The organism is Rhodococcus sp. P-2 (assembly GCF_016598535.1).
GTDB lineage: Bacteria > Actinomycetota > Actinomycetes > Mycobacteriales > Mycobacteriaceae > Rhodococcus_F > Rhodococcus_F baikonurensis.
In genome coordinates, this window is sequence record NZ_CP066779.1 from 1642979 (window position 1) to 1668009 (window position 25031).

A 25031-nucleotide genomic window follows, 5' to 3' on the forward strand; every position below is an offset into this window, starting at 1 on the left:
GGGAACGGCCACATCGGATGCGTCTGGCAGTCCGGATGTGGCCGTTCGCGTATGTATCAGCTCTCGAGCGCGATGTACTTCGTATTCAGGTATTCCTCGATCCCCTCGGTCCCGCCCTCGCGGCCGAATCCGGATTCCTTCACACCACCGAACGGCGCTGCCGCGTCCGAGATCACTCCGCGGTTGACGCCGATCATTCCTGATTCCAGTGCGTCGGAAACGCGAAGCGCACGGTCGAGATCCCTCGTGAAGATGTATGCGGCCAGGCCGAACTCCGTGTCGTTGGCGGCTGCGATGCCTTCGGCTTCGGTGTCGAAGCCGGTGATCGCGGCGACGGGCCCGAAGACCTCTTCTTTCAGGATCCGTGCGCTGGCCGGAACGTCGGCCAACACCGTGGCTGGATAGAAGTATCCCTCACCACCTGGCGCTTCGCCGCCGAGCCGCACCTTCGCCCCGGCATCCACCGCATCTGCAACCAACTCTGCGACCGTGTCCAGTTGGTTCTGATTGATCAGCGGGCCGAGCTTCGTCTCCGGGTCGGTACCGGGTCCCATGGTGAAAGTCGCCATTTTCTCGGTCAGCTTGGTCGTGAACTCTTCACGCACGGCGTTGGCGACATGGAACCGGTTGGCGGCGGTGCATGCTTCGCCACCGTTGCGAAGCTTGGCGAGTACCGCACCCTCGACTGCCTTGTCGACGTCGGCGTCGTCGAACACGACGAAGGGTGCGTTGCCACCCAATTCCATCGACGTACGCAGCAACCGCTTCGCGGACTTCTCCACCAGCATCTTGCCGACACCGGTGGACCCGGTGAAGGTGAGCTTGCGTAGTCGAGGGTCGTCGATGAGTGGGCCGGTCACTTCACCGGATTTCGATGTCGGCAACACCGAGAGGACTCCGTCGGGCAGCCCTGCTTCGGCCATGAGCTGAGCGAGCAGCAGCATCGTCAACGGGGTCTCCGAGGCGGGCTTGACGATGATCGTGCAGCCGGCAGCCAAGGCCGGTCCGATCTTGCGGGTACCCATCGCCAACGGGAAGTTCCACGGCGTGATGGCCAGACATGGTCCGACCGGTGCCTTCGTGACGAGGATCCGGCCGTTGCCCGCCGGTGCCGGCGTGTAGCGTCCGCCGATCCGAACGGCCTCCTCGCTGAACCACCGGAAGAACTCGGCGCCGTACTTGACCTCGGCACGGCTCTCGGCGAGTGCCTTGCCCATCTCGAGAGTCATCAGCAGCGCCACGTCCTCGGCGCGCTCGGTGATCTTCTCGTAGACGGCTCGCAGGATTTCTCCGCGCTCACGTGCAGGAGTGCTCGCCCACGTCGACGAAACCGCCACGGCTTCGTCCAGCGCGCGCAACGCATCCGCCGGGCTCGCATCGGCGACGTCGGTCAACGATTTCCCGGTCGCCGGATCCGATACCGAAAATGTCGCGTTGTTCTCCGCGGGCACGAACCGGCCGCCGACGAACAACTGGGTGGGAACTGATCGAATGAATTCGAATGTGTCCATGGGTTCCATGATGCTCGCCGCCGGCGCGTACGTCTGCTGGCGAGTAAGACTCGCGAGGAAGTTTCCAGCCTGTGCCACTAAAGTCGATGATCGTGAGCACTGATATCACCGGAACCTCAGCCTGGCAGAAACTGCGCGCTCATTACGCCGACATCGAAGGCGTTCACCTGCGAGAACTCTTCCAGGACGATCCCGCCCGCGGGCGCGAGTTGACGATCGACGCCGGTGATCTTCACATCGACTACAGCAAGCATCGCGTCAGCCGCGAGACTCTCACGCTGCTCGTCGACCTCGCCCGCGAGGCCGGCGTCGAGGCACGACGCGACGCCATGTTCGCGGGCGATCACATCAACACTTCGGAAGACCGCGCCGTACTGCACACTGCGCTGCGTCTGCCCAAGGGTTCTGATCTGACCGTCGACGGTCAAGACGTCGTGACGGACGTTCACGAAGTTCTGGACGCGATGGGCGCTTTCGCTGATCGTGTGCGCAGTGGCGAGTGGACCGGAGCTACCGGCAAGCGCATCCGCACCGTCGTCAACATCGGCATCGGCGGTTCCGACCTCGGGCCGGTGATGGTCTACCGTGCACTGCGGCACTACGCCGATGCCGGAATCAGCGTCCGGTTCGTCTCCAACATCGACCCGGTCGACCTGGTCGGGCAGCTCGACGACCTCGATCCGGAGACGACGCTCTTCATCGTCGCATCCAAGACATTCTCCACCCTCGAGACGCTCACCAACGCGACGGCGGCAAAGCGTTGGCTGTTCGCCGGTCTGGGCAGCGAGGACGTCTCGGCCGTAGCCAAGCACTTCGTCGCAGTCTCCACCCACGGCGACCGCGTGGCGGAGTTCGGCATCGACACCGCGAACATGTTCGGGTTCTGGGATTGGGTCGGCGGGCGCTACTCCGTCGACTCGGCGATCGGCTTGTCGGTCATGTGCGCCGTCGGACCCGTTCGCTTTGCGGAGTTCCTCGACGGATTCCACCAGATCGACACGCACTTCCGAAACCAACCGCTCGAGCAGAACGCGCCGGTCCTCCTCGGCCTCATCGGGCTCTGGTACTCGAACTTCTTCGGTGCTCAGTCGCGCGCGGTGCTGCCCTACTCCAACGACTTGTTGCGCTTTCCCGCCTACCTGCAGCAGCTGACCATGGAGTCCAACGGCAAGTCGGTGCGCGCCGACGGTTCACCGGTGACCACGTCCACCGGTGAAATCTTCTGGGGCGAGCCGGGAACCAACGGCCAGCACGCGTTCTATCAGCTCCTGCATCAGGGCACGTGGCTCGTGCCCGCCGATTTCATCGGCTTCGCGGAATCCACCGACGACCTGCCGACGGCGGATGGCACCGGATCCATGCACGATCTGCTCATGAGTAACTTCTTCGCTCAGACAAAGGTTCTCGCGTTCGGCAAAACGGCAGAAGAGATCGCGGCAGAGGGCACGGCACCGGAGTTGGTTCCGCACAAGGTCATGCCAGGCAACCGGCCTTCGAGCACCATCCTGGCCAAGGAACTGACCCCATCGGTCGTCGGTCAGCTGATCGCTCTCTACGAGCATCAGGTCTTCGTCGAAGGTGCTGTGTGGGGTGTCAATCCGTTCGATCAGTGGGGCGTCGAACTCGGCAAGACACAGGCCCTGGAACTGGGGCCTGCGCTCTCTTCCGAAGAGGCACCCGGCGACCTCGGCGACACGTCAACCGACGCACTGGTGCACTGGTACCGCACAGAGCGCGGACGGGCCTGACGTCACGCGGCGAACCTGACTTCACGCGGCTGCCGGGCCGAACCAGCTTTCCGTTGTGTACACGCGTCCGGATCGGTCGACGAGCCGAGCGCGAAGCTCTTGCTGTTCAACCCATTTGATCGCACTGATCCCCCGGATCAATGCTGCTTCGCTCGCGGCGTACGCCCACACCGCGTCGTCAGCAATCACCGAGACCTGTGCCCACTCCGTGGAGGGCCGCTCCTGGTTCGGCTCCCAGGAGGGAAGCTCTCCCGCCCGCGCCGTCGCCATCGCAGTTCCGTTGACCAGTTCGACTTCTTCACTGCCCGGCACCGGAATCTGCCAGCCACCGGCCGGTGCGTGACCGGCCGTGGCGATCACGTCACCGATCCGTACGGCAACGCCACATTGCAATTCGGCGGCGACGATCTGCGCGGCGCGATCGACGGTGTCCGCCTTGGCAACTCCGGTGATGTCGAACGACGCACCCCACGGTGCGTACACCACGTCTCCGTCGAGCTGTACGTCCTCGAACGTCGGGGTCGGGTGCACCGGAGGGATGGATTCGTCCTCGGAGAAGTTGTCGGCAAGCGGATTGACCGCCCCACCGGTCATACGGGCCGCCCACAGCGCCGATCGCAAGAGAGCAGACATACGCCGAGTCACTTTGACCGGAGTTCCCTGAGCGAGGTTGACGGCGTGAATCTCGGCGTCGCCCCGGCGAAGGTCGCACACCGCCTCGGTTTCGTCGATGGCAGATGCGATCAACGCGTGCGCAGTGGGCAGCGCAGCGCCCTCGGTGACATCCACCTCCACGGCGGAATCCCACATCGCCCACTTCTCGACACTGACCATGTCAGTCCTGCCCTTCGAACACCGCGTTGTAACCAGTATGCGCCGGTCAGCAAGCCCCGTGCCATAAAGCGTTTCCGAGGCCGAGGCCCACATGCTGCAGGCTGAGCATCGCGGCACGGCACCACCGGCTGGATCTGTGCGACAGAATTGCCGCCCGGACTGTCGATCTCCGTGGGCAAGGCGCGTAGTCCTCCGAATGGCGCTGACGTGCACCCGACTACGACGGACGTCGACTACTACTGGTGCAGCAGGCAATTCCGATCAGAAAGACGCAGAGGCGACGCTCGACGTGTCCAGCGGGGATGCTGCTCCTCGAGCCCGGTGTGCCGCAGCAACACGTCCGAGCGGCGCCGATATCACCGCACGAGATAGTGGCGAACGACGAGAAGCACTGTGTTCCAACGTCGATGACATACCAATCGGCCGCTTTCGGAGCGCGTCACTTTCGACAGGTGGACGCACCCGACCGCTCACTCTCGACCGCGAAAAATACGCTTCATCACTACGCGCGAGAGTCGAGCAGAGCACCGGGACGGAGTTCCGAACACGCGGCGCGCCAACCGCCGCAGAGAGTGACGCCGTGCGCCCGCCAGCAGCTCCTGCACGTTACAGACCAAGCAGGAATGCATCGACTCGAAATGGATAGGACCGGCTGAAAGAACCTGCAGCACAATGGCGTAACCACCGCCGTTTGGCTTATACGCTACCGCCGCACACCTTGGCAAAACGAACGGTCAGTACGCGGCGTAAATCACATACTTTACAAAGTCTTTGGAATCTCTCGGCGCCAAATATCCGCAGGTGAAAGGACTTTCGACCGGAGTCCAGAATAACCGTGTCGTCTACTATGTGAAAACTGCGAAGTAGCTGTGACGCTGGGTCACGCTCGAGGGAGGAATTGTGACCGATTCATTCAAGGACCGCTTGAACGCCTTGTACCCGGCCACAGCACCGAGACTCACCAACGCACAAGTTGTGGAAGCCCTTTCACAACGCGGATGCAAGATTTCGACACCGTACCTCTCTCAGCTCCGGAGCGGTGTGCGCACAAATCCGTCGGAGCAAGTCGTTTTGGCATTGGCCGATTACTTCGGCGTAGCAGCAGAGTACTTCTTCGGTCCGACGCCTCGGCAGGATCCCGAACTGATTCCGGAAGAAGACCGTTCGGTTGTCGAAGAGTTCCACGACAGCGAATTGCGTTCTCTGGCCATAAAAGCGGTCGATCTCTCCCCTGAATCGCAGGATTTGCTCTCGTCGATTGCGGAGAAACTTCGCTCGTCCGAAGGACTCCCGGCTGTACCTCCAGATTGCAGCACGTACACCCCACCGTTCACTCGTGACTGATCCAGTGTGACTATCAGCGAGTCAACCGGCCCAATAGTGCCGAGGCGGTGACGATTCCGAGCAGCGCCGCCCCGATCAGCACGCCGAAGTCGACGAGGTAGTTGGTCGGCATTCCGATCAGCAGACCGCGCAGTGCCGACACCTCGTAGCTCAGCGGGTTGATGCGGCTGAGCCACTGAACCCACGTCGGCATGAGTTCGACCGGGTAGAGCGCATTGGACGCAAAGAACAGTGGCATGGTGATTGCCTGACCGATGCCCATCAATCGATCTCGTTTGAGCACGATCCCCGCGATCGCAACCGACAGACAGGCGAAGAACGCGGAGCCGAGGACAACGACGGCCACGACGCCGAGCAGCTTGATCGGATTCCACGTCATGCTCACGCCCAGCAGTGCCGCCACGACGACTACGACCACGGCCTGGGCTACCGCGCGGATCCCGGCGGCGAATGCCTTACCGGTCACCAATGCAGCGCGCGGCGTCGGTGTGACCATCAACTTGGTGAGGACTCCCGCATCACGCTCCCAGATGATCTGGATTCCGTAGAAGATCGCAACAAAAAGAGCGGACTGCGCAATGATGCCCGGCGCGAGAAAGTCGAGATACGGTACGTCGCCAGTCGGGATGGCTCGGATATGACTGAACGTCTGACCGAAGATCACCAACCAGAGGATCGGCTGTATTGCGCGCGTGACCAATTCAGATCGGTCGTGCCGCAACTTCTGAACTTCCACGAGGCAGAATGTGTAAATTCTCGAGAGCAATCGGGCAAAGCCGTTGGTAGTGGGATCAGCCCAAGCGGCGCGCTGTGCGACGGGCAGTGCGGACATCGCGGAGACCTCCTGACTTGTCGCCGGTGAGGTCGTCGCCGGTGTAATGACGGAACACGTCTTCGAGAGTGGACTCCGGCCCCAGTTCGGCGGCCAACGCGCTCGGCTCGCCCACTGCACGAAGTTCACCGTGATGCATCAACGCAACACGATCACAGAGCTCCTCGGCTTCTTCCATGTAGTGCGTGGTGAGCAGGACAGTCATGCCGTACTGCTTCTGCATCTCCGTCACGCGCTGCCAGACGGATTCGCGGGCAATGGGATCCAGCCCCACCGTCGGTTCGTCGAGTACCAGCAGCGACGGTCGGTTCACCAGCGCCTGCGCAAGTTCGAGCCTCCGCACCATACCGCCGGAGAAACTCGACGCGAGACGATCACCTGCATCGAGCAGATCCACCATCTCGAGCGCTTGGTCGATGCGCTCGCGTCGTTCGGACCGCGGAACGTCGTACAGGCGCGCGAACCAGGTCACGTTCTCGCGTGCGGTCAATGCGCTTTCGATCGAGAGCTGTTGTGGCACGTACCCGAGGTAGCGCCGAATCGCCATCGCTTCGGCACGAACGGAGCGACCGAGAATTCGAATGTCACCGTCTTGCAGAGGAAGTAACGTGTTGAGCAATCTGATCGTCGTCGTCTTTCCTGCGCCGTTGGGACCGAGCAGGCCGAAGCACTCCCCCGCGTTGACAACCAGACTCAGGTTGTCCACCGCACGGTGATCACCGAACTTGTATGTCACCGAGTCGATCTCGACCGCGTGTGCGCCGGGGTCAGGTGAACCTGCCGCTCGGCTCTTCCACCACTGTGTCAGCATCTCACTGCCCCTCGCCTTCTGATCCGGCTGCTGCCAGAGCGCTCGCCAATCGCGACAGGGCCGGAAGCGCAGCCTCGATACTCGCCCTGTCTTCCTCGGTCAGACTCGACAATGCCTGGCCGACGATCACGCTCCGGCGATCGCGCCACACTTCGACGCGGGCGCGCGCCTCGTCCGAGAGCACCAATCGCGCAACGCGTCGATCGGACTCGTCGGCAACGCGTTCGATCACTCCTTCGTCGACCAGCTGTCGAACCAAGGTGGACACCGTGTTTGCCGCAACACCCAATCGCCCGGCGGCCTCGGCCACGGACAGACCCGGGTTGCGTCGTAGCAGCCTGACGAGTTCGATCTGGGCTCCTCCGAGCGGTCGTTCTGCAAACGGCCGCCCCGACGCCTTCCTGGTGCCCCGGCGCAATTGACCGAGCGTTTCCAGGACGTCGTCCGCAAGATCTGCTCCGACTTCATCCACACTTCACAATAGCTCTGTAACAGAGCTATTGTCGAGGCAACAATCGACCAGCGTTTTCAGCTCGCCTTCACCGGGTATCCCCGACTGCTTGCCCCGAGCACTCCCGCCCAGAACGGAGACGTCATGCGCAGACAGTGGTTGTTCGCGACGGTTGCGAGTACCGCCCTCGTCCTCACCGGTTGCTCGCCCGACGCCCTCGATTCCGGGGACAGCGCAGACAACGTCACTGCCATTTCGACGTCGCTGTCGCCACCCGCTGCCGCTGATGCGCCCCTGCTGAAGACCGCCGACTCCCCGCTCGGGACGATCGCCGTCGACGGCGAAGGCATGACCGTCTACGTCTACAACCCGGACGAGGAGAACTCACAAGCCGGTTCGTGTGACGAAGCGTGCCTTCGATACTGGCCTGCGGTCACCTCGGTCACCGACTCACCCATCGTCGAAGGAATCGACGCTGTCATCAGCACTGTCGACGGGCCGGAGGAATCCTTCCAGATCACCGTCAACGGCAAGCCCGTTTATCGGTACCTCGACGACAAGGTTCCCGGCGACATGCTCGGGCAGAGCGTCGGCAGCCTGTGGTGGATGATCGACGCCGCCGGGAACCCCGTGTTCAAGACCGAGTAGCCCTCAGTTGTACGGCTGCCGAGCGGTTTCGGGGTCGCCGTACGTGATTGCCCGTTCCCGACGGGTTTTCGACGCCAGGGTCGCGCCCCAGTTCAGCACCGTGCTGGCGCGGTTGCGGAACCCGGCGAGGAACGCGATGTGGATGATTCCCCAGGACACCCACCCGATGAACCCGGACAACTGGACCGGCCCTGCCTGCAGCAACGCATGGCGACGTGAAATGTAGGCCGCAGTTCCAAGATCGCGGTACTTGAATGGTTTTCGGTTGGGTACACCGTTCTCGACGGTTGCCGCGATCCGGGCCCCGGCGTGCCGACCGCCCTGCATCGCCACCTCGGCGACACCGGCAAGTTTGTCCCGAGACATGAGATCGCCCACCACGTAGACGTTCGGGTGGCCGGGGACGGTCAGATCTGCTTCCACTTCGATGCGGCCGCCGCCGACCTGCTTCACACCCAGCGCAGTGGCCAGGGCCTCGGCGAACGGCACTGCTTCGACGCCTGCGGTCCACAGAATCGTCCGAGTCTCGTACTGCCGCTTCTCTTTTGTCTTCTTGTCCGTCGTCTCGATGCTGGTCTCGCACACATCGGTGACATGTACACCGAGGTGCGTCTCGACGCCGATCCCGTCGAGAGTGCGTTTGGCTGCGGCCGAGAGCTTGCGACTGAACGAGGGCAACACACGATCGTCCCCGTGGAAAAGCAGCACCCGCGCTTCGTCCGGGTCGATGGACCGAAACTCGTTGGTCAGAGCGTGCATTGCCAATTCACGGATCTGTCCGGCCAATTCGACTCCGGTCGGCCCACCGCCCGCCACGGCGAAGGTCAGCCACGGTCGACGCTCCTCCGCCGTCGGGAGCGATTCCGCCATCTCGAACGCGGCAATGAGACTGCGCCTGATGGCCAAAGCGTCGTCGAGCGTTTTCATGCCGGGCGCCCATTTGATGAACTCGTCCTGGCCGTGGTACGACTGCCGCATTCCGGCCGCCACGATCAGGTAGTCGTACGGCAGCTCGAAGGTGGAACCGTCGAAACGACTGGCAGTCAGTACCCCGGCGTCCGCGTCGACCGACTTCGCTTCGCCCAGCACGACGTTCGTGTTCTTGTTGTCCTCGAGCAGATGACGCAGCGGACTTGCGATCTGTCCTTCGGAGAGCAAACCCGTAGCGCACTGGTAAAGCAGTGGCTGGAAGACATGGCTGGTTCCCCGGTCGATCAGAACCACCTCGACGTCGGCCTTCTTGAGTCGTCTAGCCGCGTACAACCCACCGAAGCCGCCACCGACGATCACTACCCGGGGCTTACCGTTCGAAATGTGGATGCTCATCAGACGAACCTCGCTGTCACGGAGTTGGGCAGGAATCGTAGGGCCGCATCTATTCCCTGCCACTTGAGGCCGGGTAGCGCCGCTCGAGTGGTTTCCTTCTCGATGGCGTCGACCATGGCGCTGACGCCTTCGTCCAAACTCGCCATGAGTGCCGCGTCGTCGCCGGCGCCCGCCGACATGTCGGTCTTTATGAACCCCGGCAACAAGGTGGTGACCCGAATAGGTGTGCGCGACAATTCGATACTGAGCGCCTCACCGAGAGCCGCAACCCCGGCTTTGCTCGCCGAGTAGGCCGCCTTTGGCCCGGGTAGCCCTCGATCCGCGCTGATCGAGGAGACGAGAACCAGGTGTCCGGCGTCCTGCGCGCGGAAGATCTCGAGTGCCGCTTCACACTGCGAAAGCGCACCGACAAAATTTGTCTGGGCTGTTGCGAGATTGGCGTGCGCTTTGCCGGTGCCGATCTTCGCGCCCTTGCCGAGTCCGGCGTTCACGATCACTCGGTCCAGGCCACCCAACTCGTCGCGCAGCTCGCCGAAAACTCGGACGACGGAATCGTGTTCGGTCACATCGAGTTCGCGTACCGCGACGCTGATCGAGGGGTACTGCGCGACCAACTCCTCACGCAGCGAGTCGAGACGATCGGTCCGCCGGGCACACAGTGCGAGGTCGCGACCTGCGGCGGCAAATCTCCTGGCCATCTCCTCCCCGAGACCCGAACTGGCACCCGTGATCAAAATCTTCTGCCGCGTCATGGGTGCAACTGTAGCCACCATCGAGCTCTCGTACCCGGCAGTAACCGAGCGAACTCGGACCGATCCGGCATACCGTGGAGCCATGACCGACGAATTCGATGTCATCGTGATCGGCGGTGGGCCCGCCGGCGAGAACGCCGCTGCATACGCCATCGCCGGAAGCAATCGCACCGCCGCAATCGTGGAACACGAGCTGGTCGGTGGTGAATGCTCGTACTGGGCTTGTATGCCGAGCAAGGCGCTGTTGCGTCCAGGGCAGGTCCTCGAGGCGGCCGAGGCATTACCGGGAATTCCAGCCGGACCGCTCGACGTCGAGGCCGTCCTGAAACGGCGTGACTCGTTCACCCACAACCACGACGATTCGTCCCAGGTCGACTGGGCCACCTCAGTCGGGATCACCGTGATCAGAGGCCACGGGGTGATCGACGGTGAGCGGGCCGTGACCGTCGACGGGACCCGCAAACTCCGCGCCCGCCAGGCCGTTGTACTCGCGACCGGCACTACTGCCACTGTCCCGAAGACGCCGGGGTTGCGAGAGGCACTCCCGTGGACTTCTCGCGATGCGACCAATCTGCACGAAGTTCCGTCGCGCGTGGCGGTCATCGGCGGCGGAGTCGTCGCTACGGAGTGCGCAACGTGGTTGTCGTCGTTCGGCGCTCACGTGACACTGCTCGTGAGGGGCGATGCGCTGTTGAAATCGGCGGAACCGTTTGCCGGAACGATGGTGGCCGAAGCACTCGGCGCCCGCGGGGTGGACGTTCGACTGAGCACCGCCGTCAACTCGGTGTCGCGACCCGATGCCACGGACACCGGAGAGGGCCACATCCACGGTGGACCTGTCAGCATCGAGACCTCTTCCGGTGTGATCGAGGTCGACGAGGTCATCGTCGCGGCGGGCCGCGGGCCGACATCTGCCGAGCTCGGCTTGTCCGTCATCGGCCTCGAGGACGGCAAGTACGTCACCACCGACGATCACCTCTGTGCCCAAGGTGAATGGCTCTACGCCGTCGGCGACATCAACGGTCGTTCTCCCCTCACTCACATGGGCAAGTATCAGGCGAGAGTCTGCGGAGATGTCATCGCCGCGCGGGCCGAGAGTCGCGGACTGCTGGGACCTCGATACACAGCCTCGGCAGACAACGGACAGGTGCCCCAGGTGGTGTTCACCTCACCCGAGATCGCCTGGGTGGGGCGCACCGAGAAGACAGCTCGCGCCGACGGCTACGACGTCGAAGTCGTGGAGATCGAACTCGCCGTCGCGGGATCGTCGCTGCTGCGCGACGACTACTCGGGACGCGCGAAGTTGGTGATCGACAAGGCCACCGACGTGATCCTCGGCGCCACCTTTGCCGGACCCGAAGTATCGGAGCTGGTGCACGCGGCGACAATCGCGGTTGTCGGCGCCGTACCGTTGGAAACTCTCTGGCATGCTGTGCCCTCGTATCCGACGGTCAGTGAGGTCTGGCTTCGACTACTGGAGGCTCGCCGCTGACGCGCTCCCGAAGTACGTATAGTCGCGACATGGCGTCCGACATACTTGTGACCACGGCCGACGGCACCCTGCGCGGTCGCCGGGTGGGAAAACTTCGTGCCTGGCGCGGAATTCCCTACGCTCGGCCACCGGTCGGAACGCTGCGTCTGACGCGGCCTCAGCCCGTCACGCCGTGGACCGGAGAACGCGACGCGACCAGGTTCGGCGACGCCTCGGTCCAACACAAGAAGGGGCTGTTGCTCGCGCCAGGGAAGTACCAGCCCAGTAGCGAGGACTGCCTGACACTCAACGTGCTCGCTCCGGCGAACACCGGCAGTACGTCGCTCCCCGTCATGGTTTTCATCCACGGCGGGGCGAACACCATCGGAACCTCCGCCACCGGCCTGTACTCCGGCGTGTCCCTCGTCGAACGCGGCAACGTCGTCTACGTCTCGATCAACTACCGGCTCGGAGCTCTGGGGTACCTCGATTTCAGCCCGTTCTCCACGGCCGAGCGCGTATTCGACTCCAATCTCGGACTTCGCGATCAAGTCGCGGCCCTGCAGTGGGTGCAACGCAACATCGCCGCCTTCGGTGGGGATCCCGAAAAAGTCACGATCTTCGGTGAATCCGCCGGAGCCACTGCCGTCACCACCCTGATGGCTACACCTGCCGCCAAGGGGCTCTTCGCTGGTGCCATCGCCGAGAGTTCGGCTCCGGACCTGGTCTCGAGCACACAGCGATCGCACGCCTGGGGTGCGCGTTTCGTCGAGATTCTCAATTCCGGACTACCACCCGCGAAAGCCTTGACCTCGGCGACAGCCGTCGAACTGGGCCGAGCGGGCAGCAAACTCGGCGCCGAGGTGCTGGCGAACACGCCCGGACTACATCCCTTCGGGCCCGTCGTCGACGGCGACTTCCTGCCGCGCTCGCCCTTGGATGCCTTCGAAGAAGGATCGGCACACCGGGTTCCGATGATCATCGGAACCAACAGGCGAGAGGGAACGCTGTTCCCGAAGGTGCTCGACGCGCTCCCGACCAACCCGTCGCGCATCGACACCATGTTCGCCCTCACCGATCCCGAGGCCGGAAAACGCATCCTCGCAACCTATCCCGGATACCCGGACGAGCAGTCCGCGATCGACGTCGGCGGCGACGTCACGTTCTGGCACCCTTCCGTGGAGTTGATGCAGGCTCACGCGAAATCGGCGCCGACGTGCGCCTACCGATTCGACTTTGCTCCGACGATGATGCGCTGGCTCGGCCTCGACGCCACTCACGGATTCGAGATGTTCGCGGTCTTCGGTATCGGTGACACCGTGATCGGTCGCGGTCTCACTCTTCCCGGCGGTCGGCGAGGATTGCGGGCAGTCACCGAATCCGTTCAGGGACACTGGCTTCACTTCGCCAAGCACGGGGTTCCGCGCGGATCGTGGCCACGGTACGACGCACAGCAGCGCCCGACCATGATCTTCGATCAGATCGTGCGCGTCGAGAACGACCCGAGGCGTGAACAACGCTTGGCCTGGGCCGGATACAGCGGTTACCGTAGCCACGGCACCGACATCTCTCTACCGTGACGAGCCCTCTCGAGATCACTCTCGATTCCGGAGTCGTGCGCGGTCGCGTCGATCGAGGGCTGCGCACTTGGCGGGCTATCCCCTACGCTGCTCCCCCGATCGGCCCCTGGAGATTTCGCGCGCCACAGGCTGTAGAGGCCTGGGATGGAGTCCGCCCGGCGGAAACATTCGGTTCTCCGTCTCCGCAGCGTAAGAGCAACTTCGACGAGAACTCGCTCTTCGTCAACGTCGTGGCCCCGCAGTCCCCTTCGGATTCGCTGCGACCGGTCATGGTCTTCATTCACGGCGGCGCGTACAACGGCGGGAATCCGTCAACGCCCATGTATCGCGGAACGACTCTGGTCGAGCGGGGCGACATCGTCTACGTTTCTGTCCAGTACCGGCTGGGCGCACTGGGTTACCTCGATTTCAGCGAATACTCCACTGCCGAAGAAGTGTTCGAGACGAATCTTGGATTGCGCGATCAGATTGCCGCACTGGAGTGGGTCCAGCGGAACATCGCTGCGTTCGGTGGTGATCCGGATGCAGTCACCGTGTTCGGTGAATCATCCGGCGCAAACGCGGTGACAACTCTGATGGCAACGCCGGCGGCCGAAGGGTTGTTCGCCCGGGCAATCGCTCAAAGTCCGCCGGCTGCTTCGGCATACGGAAAAGATCGAGCGCATCGGTGGGCGCGCGAGTTCCTCGAGATCGCACACGCACCGGCAACCGATCCGGCCTCGTGGCTGCGTTCCGCTTCGGTGAGGGAACTGGTCGATGCCGGCGAAGAACTTGCGCGACGCGGCGCGGACGAAGAACCGGGAACGCGGGCATTCGCCCCTGTAGTGGGTGACGATGTCCTTCCCGAACACCCGCTCGACGTATTCGCCGCCGGACGCGCCCACCCCGTTCCGCTGCTCGTCGGTTCGAATCTCCATGAGGGGCGGATCTTTCCGCGCGTTCTCGACATCTTGCCTACCAACCCGGTTCGTATCGAGAAGATGTTCTCCCACACCTCACCGGAGGTGAAAGAGCGCGCGCTTGCGGCCTACCCGACATATCCGCATCGTTTCGCTGCCGCCGATCTCGGCGGCGACATCACGTTCTGGGAACCGGCAATACTGTGCGCACAGGGCCATTGCCAAGTAGCTCCGACCTACAGCTACCGCTACGATTTTGCGCCGCGACTGCTCAGACTCATCGGCATGAACGCCACCCATGCCACCGAATTGCTTGCCGTCTTCGGACGTTCGGACGCACTCACCGCGGCCCTGACCGCGGTCGGTGGCCGGCGCGGACTGGCTGCAGTGACCTCCACCGTCCAGCGCCACTGGATTCATTTCGCCCGTCACGGAGCGCCGGACCTGGATTGGCCCGCCTACTCCGTGCCGAAGCGGCAAACGATGATCTTCGACGAGACGTCCCAGGTGGAGGACGACCCGATGGGTGAGCGTCGACGAGCCTGGATCGGTTACGAGCACCGACGCTGAAGTCCGATCAGAAGAACTGGCCCTTCACGAAACCTGCCAGCAGGACCGCGAATCCGCCGACCTCACCGAGAATCAGCAGAACCATTCCGAGATGCAGCGGCGGACCGGCAGACTCGAACTGGTTGTCGGTGTCTTTCATCGCACCGTGCGCGATATAGCTGAATATCGCTGCGAGAAAGAAGAACACGACCACTGCTGCACTGGTCAGGTTGATCCACGTCGGCCACACACTGAGTTCGACGAACACCGCGATCAACAGTGTTGCGAACGAATACATCAGAGCCGCACGGTGCGCGATGTCGACATACGGATGCGCGAGGTGACTGTCCGAGGTGGCCATCTGTCGGTACTTCCAGATTCCCAGGCACAGCGAGAGCAGGAAGATCAGACCGGCCGCGAGCAGCGTCAGTGACGTGTCGATCCCGAGCATCATCTGCTCACCCCGCAGTGAGCTTCCAGAGAGTCACCGCTGGGTGATCCAGTCGAAGGCGTGTCGTAGACGACGACAAGCACCGTCGCACCACCATCCGACACCGACCGCATCCGGTGTGGCGTATTCGCGTCGAAGTAGAGACTGTCACCGGCGTCGAGGTGAATCGTCTGCCCGGGAATTTCGAATTCGACGGAACCGGAGTGCACGAACACGAACTCCTCTCCCGTGTGATCCATGAACTTCGGGCCCATCATCGAGGCGGGGTGAACTACGAACGGCTGCATGGCCTTTCCGACCAGAGCGGGGGCGATCGGATCGTAGACCGAGGACTCGGCCGAGGAAGCCTGGTCGATCACGCGATCCTTGGCGCGCGCGATCGTCATGACATTGCCCTCCATACTGTCCGAGAACAGTTGTCCCACATCGGCATCGAGCACGCGCGCAATCTTGAGCGCCACCGCGATCGACGGTGTACTGATGCCCCGCTCGACCTTCGAGAGGTAACTCTTCGTCAGACCGGTCTGCTCGGCCAACCCCTCGAGCGTCAGACCGGCGCGACGCCGATGTGTTCGCAAAAACGCTGCCATTCGAAATCCTCTCACGAGACTTTGTGTCATCACCCTACCAACACATTGACCTGCGGCAATCAGTGGCGAACAAGCCAAGGGTTGCGCAATTCCGTCCTATATGACACTTTGTGTCTTATAGGTGACTTAATGTCATTCGCACCCGGATCCCGAGAAAGGCACACCCCATGACCGACACGATGCAAGCGAGCAAGCAAGAACTCATGGCCACCGCCGAAACGAAGATGCTCACCGAAGTAGCCACAGGTAGCTGGACCCTTCGACAGAAGATCGCACTGACCTGCAGGGCACTGTCGGACGCCGGCCACGATTCCGGCCTCGCCGGCCAGATCTCCGCCCGCGGTGAGCAACCCGGCACATTCGTCACCCAGCGACTCGGCCTCGGGTTCGACGAAATCACCGAGGACAACCTCCTGCTCGTCAACGAGGATCTCGAGGTCCTCGACGGCCAGGGAATGCCGAATCCGGCCAACAGATTCCACAGCTGGATCTACCGCGCGCGGCCCGACGTGAACTGCATCGTCCACACGCACCCACTGCACGCGACAGCCTTGTCGATGCTCGAGATTCCCCTCGTCGTATCACAGATGGACATTGCTCCCCTCTACGACGACTGCGCATTTCTCGCCGACTGGCCCGGAGTTCCCGTGGGAAACGAGGAGGGCGAGATCATTTCGGCTGCACTCGGAGACAAGCGAGCAATTCTGCTCGCCCACCACGGCCAACTCGTCGTCGGCAATACCGTCGAAGAGGCATGTTCCCTCGGGCATCTGATCGAACGGGCCGCGCGGCTGCAGTTGCTGGCGATGGCTGCCGGTGACATCAAGCCGCTACCGCCTCGCCTGGCGAAAGAGGCACACGATTGGACGCTGACTCCTCGGCGCAGCGAGGCGAACTTCGCGTACTACGCCCGCCGTGCTCTCCGCAATCATCCAGACACGCTGACCAACTGAATTTCGTTTCTCCCCAACAGAACAGAGAACCTCATGAGCAGCACCATCAAGGGAATCGTCGCCTATCCCATCACCCCGTTCGACCGGGACACCGGAGCCTTCGATCCCAAGCCGCTACACACGCTCCTCGACAGCATGATCAGCAATGGTGTCGACGCGATAGCCCCTCTCGGCAGTACCGGCGAGAGCGCCTATCTCGACGATGCAGAGTGGGAGACGGTCGCTCGGGAAACTGTCGACTACGTCGACCGCCGAGTCCCCACCGTCGTCGGAGTGTCGGATCTGACGACGGCGGGAGCACTCCGCCGAGCATCGATCGCGGCAGACGCAGGCGCCGACGCAATGATGATCCTCCCCACGTCGTACTGGCACCTGGGTGAGCAGGAGATTCGTGAACACGTCACTGCGGTCGCCGATTCCGTCGACATTCCGACGATGATCTACAACAATCCGGCAACCACCGGCATCGACATGTCGCCGGAGTTTCTCGTCGATCTCGTCTCCACCGTCGACGGCATCACGATGATCAAGGAATCCACCGGCGACATCACCAGGGTGAACCGCATCAACGAACTGGGCGGTGGCACGATCCCCTTCTTCAACGGCAGCAATCCTCTTGCACTGCAATCTTTCTCTGCCGGCGCAAGCGGATGGTGCACGGCAGCGCCGTGCCTGGCACCCGAACAGGTGGTGCACTTCTGGCGTCTCCTCGAGGCCGGTGATCGGTCGGGCGCCGGCGCCGTGTTCGAACAGATCGAGCCACTCCTGAAGGTCCTCGTCAGTCGCGGACTGCCGTCGACGGTCAAAGCCGGGTTGGAATTTCTCGGCGTCGACGCCGGCCTTCCCCGTCGGCCTCTCCTTCCACTCGACGACGGCACGAGGACAGCTTTGTCCGACGCTCTGTCGGTGGCTCGCGGTGTAATCGTCGCGTCGTGACCTGAGGTGGGAGTGGGTTCCGGCAAGATGGGATGCACACCGACCGAAGGAGGGGCACCATGTCCGTAGATTCACGGTCTGCGAGGATCGCCGTCACCGGCGCTACCGGTCATATCGGCGGACTGGTGGCCCAGTCGTTGGCGGACGCCGGTGTCCCGCAGCGGCTGATCGCACGGTCGGTCAACCGATTACCGCAGCTCGCCGGTACCGATTCGGCCGAGACCACATACGGGGATCAGGAGCGCGCTCTCGCGGCTCTGGCCGGAATCGACACCCTCTTCATGGTCTCGGCGGCCGAAAGCGCAGATCGCCTGGATCAGCACCGCACCTTCATCGACGCTGCAGTGGCAGCCGGGGTCAGGCACATCGTCTACACGTCTTTCCTCGGCGCCGCCCCGGACGCGACGTTCACCCTCGCTCGCGATCACTGGGTCACCGAAGAACATATCCGCGCTTCCGGACTCGCATTCACCTTCCTGCGCGACAGCTTCTACCTCGATTTCCTACCCGCTCTCGCCGGTGAAGACGGTGTGATCCGCGGACCCGCAGGGGATGGACTCGTCGGCGCGGTAGCGCGGTCCGACATTGCTGCAGTCGCTGTGTCGGTTCTGCAGGATCTGGATTCTCATGTCGGACAGACGTACAACCTGACCGGACGGGAGGCACTGACGCTCTCCGAGGCCGCGAGCATCATCACCGAAGTCACCGGCAAGCGGACCACGTATGTCGAGGAAACGCTCGAGGAAGCCTACGAGTCGCGGGCGTCGTACAACGCGCCCGCTTGGGAGCTCGACGCTTGGGTGTCGACGTACACCGCGATCGCGCAGGGCGAGTTGGCTCTGATCACGACCACAGTGGAGGACCTTGTCGGCAGACCGCCGCTCACATTGCGTGAATTCCTCACGGCGCAGCTCGATATCGCCTGATGCCGCCACGCAAAGCAACCACGGCACGCAAGGCTGCCGCAAAGAAGGCTTCACCCAAGAAGGCCACCCCGAAAAAAGCAGCACCGAAAAAGAGCTCGGCCAAGAAGACCGCCACCAAGACTGTCGCGAAGAAAAGGTCACGCGCGGCGATGCCGGAGGTTCCGACAGCCGGTCCTGGTGAACGAGTCTGGCTCCTCGACGTTCCCTTCCGAACGCCGGCCCCTGGTGCGCAGTTCGTCAAGAAGTGGAAGAGCTACGCGTGGGTGGGTGCTGATCTGCCCGCAGAACTCGCACCGTTCAAGGCACTCCCGTTCTCGTATCAGCAGTGGGTCGAGGACGACATCAATGACAGCATCGGGGAGCGTCCGGTTGCCGCCTCCAAAACTCCTCGGCCCGAGCAGGTTTCGGGCGCGGCGGCTGTTGTCGACGCTGCACGATCCGGCAAACGCGGATTTCTGTTGGCGGACAATGCCGGTCTGGGAAAAACGCTGATCGCGGTGATGTCGGCCAAGACGATTGCCGAAGAGCGCGGCGAAACCAACATCCTCGTCCTTGTCGATCGGCCAGCACAGATCACCATTCCGCATTGGCGCTATTCCATCGCCTCGGTGGGCGACGGCGGATTCCGTTGGCTGATCATGTCGCCGGACCAATTGAAGAAGCTGATTGCACGAAACGGCCGTCCCAAGTACACGTTCGGCGTGGTGATTGCGGACGAAGCCCAGCTGTACAGCAACGACACACAGCGCACGGCTGCATTCGAGAAGGTCGCACGCTTTTCTAATGCGCACGAGCAGGCTCCGTTCGTCCTGTCCGTGACGGCAACTCCGGGACATACGCCGGCAGATCAGCGTTACCTGGCACCACTTTTTGCGCAGCTGCATTCAGAACCTTCGGAGTACTGGTCCGACCTGGGTGCCAGGCTTGTCGAGTCCGGCCTGCCGCTGGACAAGTCCTACGGGAAGTGGACGTGGAGCGCAGAGGCGAAGGAATCACCGGCACTGCAATCTCAGGCGCTCGAGACCGTGCGCGGGTGGATGTCGAACAGTACACCGCCCTTGATGATTCATCGGCCGACTCCGTGGGGGCCGGTTCCGCTCGACGGTATGCCCATCGACCTCACCCATGCCCAGCGCGCCGAGTACGAGACCGAATGGGCGGAGTACGCCTACGAAATGGGATTGGCTCGTAAGAGCCGCAACGTTGCGCGGGGCCGTGCGCTGGTTCTCCGCTATCGACAGAAAGCGGGAATGATTCGCGCCGAGTCGACGGCACAGTGGGCGCAGGCCCAGGTCAAGGCGGGCAAGCAGGTGTTGGTTGCTGTCGAATTCGTCTCCACGGCAGGCGATCCACTGGTCGAGATGATCGAAGACGCCGGGATCTCTGTGGCTAAACTGTTCGGCGCAGTGCCGGACAAGGAGGGTCAGCGTCTGCGGTTTCAACGCGGGGACGCACCGGTCATCGTCTTCAATGTCACGACCTCGATTTCGCTGCACGCCAACGAAGCGCTCCCCGACGGCACTCACGCGTCCTCGCTGCCACGGACGGGGATCTTTCATCAGCCTCGGTACTCGGGAATCGCGGCAGAACAGACATTCGGTCGGTCACATCGTGACTACCAGACGTGTCCGTGGGTCATACCCTTCGGCGTGGGCACCAAGGAAGAGGACGTCGCCACCGTCATGCTGCGCAATCTCAATTCCGTGACCGGTCTGAAGGGCGGCGATCGATCCGGACTGCGTTCACTGTCCGAATTGCTCGGCGTCGAGTGGCTCGAGCCTGACGTCTTGACGTCAGATCCCTGACCATCCACTCGGCATCCAATGGGCACAGACGAACGGTTTCGGAGTTTTGCCCCAATTCCGCTTCACTGAAACCGAATTCGCTTGACCGCTTCCTTCCTTTTGGGACTTTGGGACTCAGATATCTGTGACGCGGCGTGGCACACTGTTTCGAGGTCGGCAGGCCCGATCCCGAAACAGTGCCGAGAAAGCGAGAGGTCCGATGCGCAGTATCTACCGTTCATTGATGCGCAATGTCGGCCATACACAATGGTTCTCGGATCTCGGGAAGGATCTGGTTCCGCTCGATCGGGCGGTACAGAAGGTGTCGGGTGGCAAACTCTCACTTGTCGGAGAGAACACCGTGACTCAGCTACTGCTCACCACGACGGGCCGTAAGACGGGCCGTTCTCGCACGACACCCCTTCTGTACGCACCGGACGGCGATGCCTTTGTCGTCGTCGGATCCAACTGGGGGCAGGATACGCATCCAGCGTGGACACTCAACTTGATGGCAAACCCCGCCGCGATCGTGACGGTGAAGGGGGTTGAAATACCGGTCGGTGCGAGTCTGGCGGAGGGCGCCACGCGTAAGAAGCTGTGGGAACTCGCGACCACCACGTGGCCGCCGTACGAAACCTACGCCGATCGAGCGTTCGGGCGCCAGATCCGCGTATTTCGACTCCAACCTGTCAAATAGCTGCTGCCGGGCGCAGGATGGGAAGGACCACCCTGCCGATCTCAGGAGCATTCGCGCATGTCCACAGCACTGACTCACGCAGTAGACGCACAGACCAAAGCCTCCAACGGGCGGATCGCACTGGAACCCAACCCTCGCCGAATTCGAGCGTTCTTCGCTGGTCACGCCATCGCAGACACCACTGGTTCGGTGTATCTGTTCGAGCGCGGCCGCCTGCCGGTGTACTACATCCCCCTCGCCGATGTTCGCACCGAATTTCTCGTTCCGACGTCGACGACCACTCATTGCCCGTGGAAGGGTGACGCGACGTACTGGAATATCGAAATCGGGGATCACCACGCCGAGGACGCCGTGTGGTCATATCCCGAACAGTTCGACGGTTCTTTGGACCTGAGTGAGTACGTCGCGTTCTACTGGGATCGCATGGACGCCTGGTACGAGGAGGACCAACAGGTCTTCGTCCACGCCCGCGATCCATACGTACGTATCGACGCACTCCCCTCGTCCCGCCACGTCGAGGTTTTCGTCGGCGACGTCTTGGTCGCCGAGACGACACGACCCAGACTGCTCTTCGAAACCGGCCTGCCCACGCGGTACTACATTCCGAGAATCGACGTTCGCAGCGAGTACTTTGCGCCGTCGCCGACCACCACGGCCTGCCCCTACAAGGGCACTGCATCGTATCTGTCGTTCACCGGCACAACCGAACTCGCTCCGATCGAGGATCTGGCGTGGTTCTATCCGTTCACTACCGACGAAGCGTCCGGGATCGACGACCACGTGTCGTTCTATCCCGAACGCGTCGGCAAGATCCTGGTGGACGGTGCCGAAATCTGAGAGGCGGGAGCCGAGAAGGCGTGGGTGCCTATCCCACCGCGACAGGGGATTCCGGGACCAGCAGTTCGCCCGTCTCCAACCGGCGATCGTGCATCCACACCAACGCGGTTGCTACGGAGAAGACCAACCCGGCGATGCAGACTCCAGTCCATCCGTACGACTTCCACACCACCGACCCCACTGCCGAGCCCACCGCAGCACCGACGAAGTAGGTGGTCATGTACACCGAGTTCACACGCGAACGCGCCTCGGGGACAAGGGCATAGATGACGTTCTGGTTGCTGACGTGCACTCCCTGCAGTGCGAGATCGGCTAGAACCATGGCGACGAGAAACCACACCACGTGCGTGGCACCGGAGACAAAGGGAAGCCACGACACCAAGAGAATCGCAATAGCGCCGCCGGTCGCCACCTGACCCAATCCCCGATCGGCCAGCCTGCCCGCCACCGTCGCCATCAATGCTCCCGCCACGCCGAGTAGTCCGACCAAGCCGATTTGAGTGTCGCTGTAGCCGAATTCGCCGGAGAGAAGAAAGGCCATCGTCGTGAAGACGGTGCTGACGGCAGCAAAAGCCAACCCGCCCATGGCCGATCGGGTTCTCAGGCGTGGCAAGGTCGCAGCCAACTTTCCTACCGAAGCAAGCGTGGCGCCGTAACCAGCTTTCGGTCGATCTGCGGAATCGGAAGGCAGAGATCGCCACAATGCGACGGCCATCACCACCATCAACACCGCCGCCACCTTGTAGACCGTCGACCAACCTCCCAGTCCGGAGAGCACGCCGGCAACGCTGCGCGCCAACAGGATTCCGATCAGCAGCCCGCTCATGATCGTGCCGACCACCTGACCGGACCTCTCAGGTTCGGCCAGTGAGGCGGCAAACGGAATCAGCACCTGAGCAGCGACCGAAAAGACTCCAGCGACTGCGATTCCCACTGCCAGCGTGGCAAAGTTGGGTGCAAATCCGCTGACCGCTTGACCGGTCGCCGCCAGCAGCATGAGCCCTACCGTCAGCTTGCGTCGGTCCACCATGTCGCCTACCGGAACCAGAAGTATCAATCCGAGTGCATACGCGACCTGTGCGATGGTCACCGTCGCGGCCGCTGCGGAGGCCGACACATTCAGGTGATCCGCGATGGAATCGAGGAGTGGCTGATTGAAATAGTTACCGCCCGCGCACAGGCCCGTCGCGGCAGCCATCAGCAGCACTATGGGTAGTCCGAGCCTCGGACGCGCGTCGCTTGAAATCATGTCGTCAAGCATGACCGCCCACACCGACGCGCGTCCAATAGATAGATATGCATGATCCATCTCCAGAAACGATAGATTGGTGCAATGGAACTACGTCACATCCGCTACGCCCTCGCCGTTGCGGAAGACAGACATTTCAGCCGAGCGGCCGCGCGGTTGCACGTTTCCCAGTCCGCCCTGAGTGCCCAGATCCGAGACCTCGAGAAGGAACTGGGAGTAGAACTGTTCAACCGGAACAGTCGAAACGTCGGACTGACCGCCGCCGGCGAGGTTTTTGTTGCCCGCTCTCGTGAAGTGCTCGGTGCCATGTCGAGGCTGGTCAGCGACGTCTCGGCGCAGAGCAACGAGCAAGTGCGACTGACGGTGGGCACCATCACCTCGGCCGGGCGCGTCGACGTCGGCCGTGCCCTGGCAGATCTGACGCGTCGGCATCCCGCCATCAACGTCACCGTGCGGCCGTACGGCAGTGAAGTAGTTATCGAAGGAGTGCGGTCCGGCGCAATCGACGTCGGCATCGTCGGATTGGCCGCAGGTCGCCTACCCAAGAGCTTTGCCGCCGCGCCGTTGTGGAGTGAACCCACCGCAGCGTTTGTTGCTCCCGACCATCCCTTTGCCCAGGCCTCGTCGATCAGGCTCGAAGACCTACGAGATCACACTCTCGTGGACTTCGCCTCCGGCAGCGAGGCTCGCGTCCAGACCGATCAGGCATTCGCCGAATCACAAGTCCCTCGCGGAAAAACGCTCGAAGCCAACTCCGTGGACCTGATCTGTTCACTGACCGCAAACGGCCTGGGCGTCGGCTTGCTCCCCCAGTCCATGAGCGCACCACATCCCGAACTGGTCTGCATTCCCATCACCGACGCACCGCATCGGATCGTCCACGCCATCACCGAACCAGCCCATTCGTCGGCACTCGCTCGCGAATTCGTCGAACTGCTCGCCGCGCAATTCACTACTTGAGTAATTTCGACATTCGCCTGTCCGCCAACGGCTTACCGCCAGTCTGACACGTCGCGCAGTACTGAAAAGAACGCTCCGCGAACGAGACTTCGCGTACGACGTCACCGCACACCGGGCAGGGAAGTCCGGTGCGAGCATGTACTCGCATCCCCGAGCGTTTCTCACCTTTGAGCCGGGCCGCGTCCTGGCCTTCCGAACGCTCGATCGCGTCGGCAAGTGTTGATCGCATCACGGCATACAGCACCGAAATCTGTTCCGGCGTCAGCCGCGACGAGGTCGCGAAGGGCGAGAGTTTCGCGGTGTGAAGAATCTCGTCCGAGTAGGCGTTCCCGATGCCTGCGATCAGCGACTGATCGACTATCGAGTTCTTGATCCGCGCCGAGGTTCCGCCCAGAATCTCTGCGAACTCCGCTTCGGTCACAGCCATCGCGTCCGGCCCCAGTCTGGCGATTCCCGGAACCTCCTGCGGATCGTTCACCACCCAGACGGCGAGGCGCTTCTTGGTACCTGCCTCGGTGAGATCGAATGCCGGCGTCAACCCTTCAGGTGTGAAGAAATGAATGCGCAGCGCCAACGGCCCCTTGCCGGGCTTCGGCGGTGTTGCCGACGGATTGTCGAGCCAGCGCATCCACCCTGCTCTGGAGAGATGCGTGACCAACCACAATCCGTCGCAATCGAGGGCCAGATGCTTTCCGAAGCGGGCAGCGCCCGTCACATCGCGCCCCTGCAGAGCAGTGATCGGCGGATCGAAGGTCTTGAGCACACTCAGTGCAGCGATGTCGACGCGTCCCACCACCGCGCCTACCGCGTGCTGACGAAGGAACCCTGCCAGCGCTTCCACCTCGGGTAGTTCAGGCATGGCAACAGACTAACGCCGACCACGGACACACAC

Annotated in this window: 24 protein-coding genes; 13 read left to right on the forward strand and 11 right to left on the reverse strand. The window is 62.6% G+C overall.

Annotation, left to right across the window (positions count from 1 at the left end):
* Positions 1–56: 56 nt before the first annotated feature.
* Positions 57–1511, reverse strand: coding sequence for an NAD-dependent succinate-semialdehyde dehydrogenase (locus I7X09_RS07740; RefSeq protein WP_200316283.1), 1455 nt, complete (start codon positions 1509–1511; stop codon positions 57–59).
* A gap of 92 nt (positions 1512–1603) precedes the next feature.
* Between I7X09_RS07740 and pgi the strand changes: the two genes are divergently transcribed.
* Positions 1604–3259 (forward strand): glucose-6-phosphate isomerase, encoded by a 1656-nt coding sequence (gene pgi / locus I7X09_RS07745; RefSeq protein ID WP_124567466.1) that lies wholly within the window; start codon positions 1604–1606, stop codon positions 3257–3259.
* 21 nt (positions 3260–3280) lie between these two features.
* Here the strand turns inward: pgi and I7X09_RS07750 are convergent, their stop codons facing one another.
* Positions 3281–4093 (reverse strand): FAD:protein FMN transferase, encoded by an 813-nt coding sequence (locus I7X09_RS07750; protein WP_095971087.1) that lies wholly within the window; start codon positions 4091–4093, stop codon positions 3281–3283.
* A gap of 900 nt (positions 4094–4993) precedes the next feature.
* Here I7X09_RS07750 and I7X09_RS07755 point away from each other — a divergent pair.
* Positions 4994–5437: a helix-turn-helix domain-containing protein gene (locus tag I7X09_RS07755; protein ID WP_003946341.1), complete on the forward strand. Its 444-nt coding sequence runs from the start codon at positions 4994–4996 to the stop codon at positions 5435–5437.
* A gap of 13 nt (positions 5438–5450) precedes the next feature.
* On the opposite strand, the gene I7X09_RS07760 is transcribed toward I7X09_RS07755, so the two are convergent.
* From I7X09_RS07760 to I7X09_RS07770, 3 genes are read right to left on the reverse strand one after another with little or no spacing between them, the layout of a single operon-like run.
* Positions 5451–6269, reverse strand: coding sequence for an ABC transporter permease (locus tag I7X09_RS07760; protein WP_095971088.1), 819 nt, complete (start codon positions 6267–6269; stop codon positions 5451–5453).
* Positions 6229–7080, reverse strand: coding sequence for an ABC transporter ATP-binding protein (locus tag I7X09_RS07765; protein WP_200316285.1), 852 nt, complete (start codon positions 7078–7080; stop codon positions 6229–6231). Before I7X09_RS07765 ends, I7X09_RS07760 begins: the two co-directional genes overlap by 41 nt.
* Position 7081: 1 nt before the next feature.
* A complete protein-coding gene (locus I7X09_RS07770; RefSeq protein ID WP_200316287.1) occupies positions 7082–7552 on the reverse strand; it encodes a MarR family winged helix-turn-helix transcriptional regulator in 471 nt (156 codons plus the stop codon).
* A gap of 123 nt (positions 7553–7675) precedes the next feature.
* On the opposite strand from I7X09_RS07770, the gene I7X09_RS07775 reads away from it, so the two are divergent.
* Positions 7676–8179 (forward strand): COG4315 family predicted lipoprotein, encoded by a 504-nt coding sequence (locus I7X09_RS07775; protein WP_200316289.1) that lies wholly within the window; start codon positions 7676–7678, stop codon positions 8177–8179.
* Between the two features lie 3 nt (positions 8180–8182).
* Here I7X09_RS07775 and I7X09_RS07780 read toward each other — a convergent pair whose 3' ends face one another.
* Positions 8183–9505, reverse strand: a complete 1323-nt coding sequence (locus tag I7X09_RS07780) for an NAD(P)/FAD-dependent oxidoreductase (RefSeq protein WP_124567469.1) — start codon at positions 9503–9505, stop codon at positions 8183–8185.
* Positions 9505–10257 carry an SDR family oxidoreductase gene (locus I7X09_RS07785; RefSeq protein WP_095971093.1) on the reverse strand — a complete coding sequence of 251 codons (753 nt, stop codon included), beginning with the start codon at positions 10255–10257 and terminating at the stop codon, positions 9505–9507. Before I7X09_RS07785 ends, I7X09_RS07780 begins: the two co-directional genes overlap by 1 nt.
* An 82-nt stretch (positions 10258–10339) precedes the next feature.
* Between I7X09_RS07785 and I7X09_RS07790 the strand changes: the two genes are divergently transcribed.
* The 3 genes from I7X09_RS07790 to I7X09_RS07800 are packed head-to-tail and all read left to right on the forward strand — an operon-like array spanning position 10340 to position 14777.
* Positions 10340–11749, forward strand: a complete 1410-nt coding sequence (locus I7X09_RS07790) for a dihydrolipoyl dehydrogenase family protein (RefSeq protein ID WP_095971288.1) — start codon at positions 10340–10342, stop codon at positions 11747–11749.
* Positions 11750–11778: 29 nt separating this feature from the next.
* Entirely contained in the window at positions 11779–13308 is a 1530-nt protein-coding gene (locus I7X09_RS07795; RefSeq protein WP_200316291.1) for a carboxylesterase/lipase family protein, read from the forward strand.
* Positions 13305–14777, forward strand: coding sequence for a carboxylesterase/lipase family protein (locus I7X09_RS07800; RefSeq protein WP_200316293.1), 1473 nt, complete (start codon positions 13305–13307; stop codon positions 14775–14777). The genes I7X09_RS07795 and I7X09_RS07800 overlap by 4 nt, the downstream gene beginning before the upstream one ends.
* Positions 14778–14784: 7 nt before the next feature.
* Here I7X09_RS07800 and I7X09_RS07805 read toward each other — a convergent pair whose 3' ends face one another.
* Together I7X09_RS07805 and I7X09_RS07810 are read right to left on the reverse strand one after the other, a co-directional pair.
* Positions 14785–15210: a hypothetical protein gene (locus I7X09_RS07805; protein ID WP_200316295.1), complete on the reverse strand. Its 426-nt coding sequence runs from the start codon at positions 15208–15210 to the stop codon at positions 14785–14787.
* On the reverse strand, positions 15207–15797 hold the full coding sequence (locus I7X09_RS07810) for a helix-turn-helix domain-containing protein (protein ID WP_200316297.1): 591 nt from the start codon (positions 15795–15797) through the stop codon (positions 15207–15209). The genes I7X09_RS07805 and I7X09_RS07810 overlap by 4 nt, the downstream gene beginning before the upstream one ends.
* Before the next feature lie 167 nt (positions 15798–15964).
* On the opposite strand from I7X09_RS07810, the gene I7X09_RS07815 reads away from it, so the two are divergent.
* From I7X09_RS07815 to I7X09_RS07840, 6 genes are all read left to right on the forward strand, one after another.
* Entirely contained in the window at positions 15965–16750 is a 786-nt protein-coding gene (locus I7X09_RS07815) for an aldolase (RefSeq protein WP_200316299.1), read from the forward strand.
* 33 nt (positions 16751–16783) lie between these two features.
* The gene (locus I7X09_RS07820) at positions 16784–17686 is read left to right on the forward strand and encodes a dihydrodipicolinate synthase family protein (protein ID WP_200316301.1); all 903 of its coding nucleotides are present in this window, start codon (positions 16784–16786) and stop codon (positions 17684–17686) included.
* Between the two features lie 59 nt (positions 17687–17745).
* Positions 17746–18612 carry an SDR family oxidoreductase gene (locus I7X09_RS07825; RefSeq protein WP_200316303.1) on the forward strand — a complete coding sequence of 289 codons (867 nt, stop codon included), beginning with the start codon at positions 17746–17748 and terminating at the stop codon, positions 18610–18612.
* Positions 18612–20417 (forward strand): DEAD/DEAH box helicase family protein, encoded by a 1806-nt coding sequence (locus I7X09_RS07830; protein WP_200316305.1) that lies wholly within the window; start codon positions 18612–18614, stop codon positions 20415–20417. The genes I7X09_RS07825 and I7X09_RS07830 overlap by 1 nt, the downstream gene beginning before the upstream one ends.
* A 223-nt stretch (positions 20418–20640) precedes the next feature.
* The gene (locus tag I7X09_RS07835; RefSeq protein WP_234036838.1) at positions 20641–21093 is read left to right on the forward strand and encodes a nitroreductase/quinone reductase family protein; all 453 of its coding nucleotides are present in this window, start codon (positions 20641–20643) and stop codon (positions 21091–21093) included.
* A gap of 57 nt (positions 21094–21150) precedes the next feature.
* Complete coding sequence (locus tag I7X09_RS07840; RefSeq protein ID WP_200316307.1) at positions 21151–21930, forward strand: DUF427 domain-containing protein; 780 nt, start codon at positions 21151–21153, stop codon at positions 21928–21930.
* A gap of 28 nt (positions 21931–21958) precedes the next feature.
* Here the strand turns inward: I7X09_RS07840 and I7X09_RS07845 are convergent, their stop codons facing one another.
* Positions 21959–23191, reverse strand: coding sequence for an MFS transporter (locus tag I7X09_RS07845; protein WP_200316310.1), 1233 nt, complete (start codon positions 23189–23191; stop codon positions 21959–21961).
* 72 nt (positions 23192–23263) lie between these two features.
* On the opposite strand from I7X09_RS07845, the gene I7X09_RS07850 reads away from it, so the two are divergent.
* Positions 23264–24139: a LysR family transcriptional regulator gene (locus I7X09_RS07850; RefSeq protein ID WP_095971105.1), complete on the forward strand. Its 876-nt coding sequence runs from the start codon at positions 23264–23266 to the stop codon at positions 24137–24139.
* On the opposite strand, the gene I7X09_RS07855 is transcribed toward I7X09_RS07850, so the two are convergent.
* A complete protein-coding gene (locus tag I7X09_RS07855; RefSeq protein ID WP_200316312.1) occupies positions 24132–24998 on the reverse strand; it encodes an Fpg/Nei family DNA glycosylase in 867 nt (288 codons plus the stop codon). The genes I7X09_RS07850 and I7X09_RS07855 overlap by 8 nt on opposite strands.
* Positions 24999–25031: the final 33 nt, after the last annotated feature.

Coding starts and splice junctions, on each gene's coding strand:
- I7X09_RS07740 (WP_200316283.1), bottom strand. CDS start 1,511: ATGGACACATTCGAATTCATTCGATCAGTTCCCACCCAGTTGTTCGTC.
- I7X09_RS07750 (WP_095971087.1), bottom strand. CDS start 4,093: ATGGTCAGTGTCGAGAAGTGGGCGATGTGGGATTCCGCCGTGGAGGTG.
- I7X09_RS07760 (WP_095971088.1), bottom strand. CDS start 6,269: ATGTCCGCACTGCCCGTCGCACAGCGCGCCGCTTGGGCTGATCCCACT.
- I7X09_RS07765 (WP_200316285.1), bottom strand. CDS start 7,080: ATGCTGACACAGTGGTGGAAGAGCCGAGCGGCAGGTTCACCTGACCCC.
- I7X09_RS07775 (WP_200316289.1), top strand. CDS start 7,676: ATGCGCAGACAGTGGTTGTTCGCGACGGTTGCGAGTACCGCCCTCGTC.
- I7X09_RS07780 (WP_124567469.1), bottom strand. CDS start 9,505: ATGAGCATCCACATTTCGAACGGTAAGCCCCGGGTAGTGATCGTCGGT.
- I7X09_RS07785 (WP_095971093.1), bottom strand. CDS start 10,257: ATGACGCGGCAGAAGATTTTGATCACGGGTGCCAGTTCGGGTCTCGGG.
- I7X09_RS07790 (WP_095971288.1), top strand. CDS start 10,340: ATGACCGACGAATTCGATGTCATCGTGATCGGCGGTGGGCCCGCCGGC.
- I7X09_RS07795 (WP_200316291.1), top strand. CDS start 11,779: ATGGCGTCCGACATACTTGTGACCACGGCCGACGGCACCCTGCGCGGT.
- I7X09_RS07805 (WP_200316295.1), bottom strand. CDS start 15,210: ATGATGCTCGGGATCGACACGTCACTGACGCTGCTCGCGGCCGGTCTG.
- I7X09_RS07810 (WP_200316297.1), bottom strand. CDS start 15,797: ATGGCAGCGTTTTTGCGAACACATCGGCGTCGCGCCGGTCTGACGCTC.
- I7X09_RS07815 (WP_200316299.1), top strand. CDS start 15,965: ATGACCGACACGATGCAAGCGAGCAAGCAAGAACTCATGGCCACCGCC.
- I7X09_RS07820 (WP_200316301.1), top strand. CDS start 16,784: ATGAGCAGCACCATCAAGGGAATCGTCGCCTATCCCATCACCCCGTTC.
- I7X09_RS07825 (WP_200316303.1), top strand. CDS start 17,746: ATGTCCGTAGATTCACGGTCTGCGAGGATCGCCGTCACCGGCGCTACC.
- I7X09_RS07830 (WP_200316305.1), top strand. CDS start 18,612: ATGCCGCCACGCAAAGCAACCACGGCACGCAAGGCTGCCGCAAAGAAG.
- I7X09_RS07835 (WP_234036838.1), top strand. CDS start 20,641: ATGCGCAATGTCGGCCATACACAATGGTTCTCGGATCTCGGGAAGGAT.
- I7X09_RS07840 (WP_200316307.1), top strand. CDS start 21,151: ATGTCCACAGCACTGACTCACGCAGTAGACGCACAGACCAAAGCCTCC.
- I7X09_RS07845 (WP_200316310.1), bottom strand. CDS start 23,191: ATGCTTGACGACATGATTTCAAGCGACGCGCGTCCGAGGCTCGGACTA.
- I7X09_RS07850 (WP_095971105.1), top strand. CDS start 23,264: ATGGAACTACGTCACATCCGCTACGCCCTCGCCGTTGCGGAAGACAGA.
- I7X09_RS07855 (WP_200316312.1), bottom strand. CDS start 24,998: ATGCCTGAACTACCCGAGGTGGAAGCGCTGGCAGGGTTCCTTCGTCAG.